The organism is Italian clover phyllody phytoplasma str. MA1, assembly GCF_000300695.1.
In the GTDB taxonomy this organism is placed as follows: domain Bacteria; phylum Bacillota_I; class Bacilli_A; order Acholeplasmatales; family Acholeplasmataceae; genus Phytoplasma.
Map to the genome: position 1 here is coordinate 1 of NZ_AKIM01000140.1, position 650 is coordinate 650.

Annotated in this window: 1 protein-coding gene; it reads right to left on the reverse strand. The window is 20.0% G+C overall.

The window, feature by feature from the left end; translation table 11 throughout:
* Nucleotides 1-89 precede the first annotated feature (89 nt).
* Nucleotides 90-650 (reverse strand): hypothetical protein (locus RI01_RS03705; protein ID WP_017193189.1); only part of this gene is annotated, 561 nt, incomplete at its 5' end.

Consider the following 650-nt stretch of genomic DNA (forward strand, 5'->3'; position numbering starts at 1 on the left):
AGGAACTATTCTCCAATGTCTACCTTTCCATTCAAAAGTACTCATAATTAAATTTCTCCTATTCTATTTTTAAATAATTTAAAATTTATTTATTCTTTTTCTTCATAAGCATATAAATATGCAACATTCATTAAAAAAGAAAAAATAAAACCTAATATTATTATAACTTTGTTTAACAAAAATAACCAAATGTTTAAAACAATAACCATAATATCTAAAATTTTTAAAACAATTTTAAATAATCCATTAATAACTAAAACAAAAATATTAAAAATAAAAGAAACAATTTTAGAAAAAATATTAACAGTATAACTAAGCATTAAATAAGTTTTTTCTGATAATTCATCAAAAAATGCTTTAACAGAAGGTCCAACAACAGGAATAGCAGAAACCAAAGCAGAAAATATTTTTGTAAGACCGGCTGTTGAAACAACAGCGGCCAAACTAGTAAGAGTTAATTTCGTAACAACCTCTAACAAATTAGAAAAATTTTTTAATAATTCTAATAATTTCTCATTTATAGAAATAAAAATTTTTAACCCTTCCATTAAAAAACCAAATAAAGAACTAAATAATTTTAAAGGATAAATTAAGAAAATTAATTTTTCCCATATAAAAATAACAATCATTTTAATAAAATTAAATATATT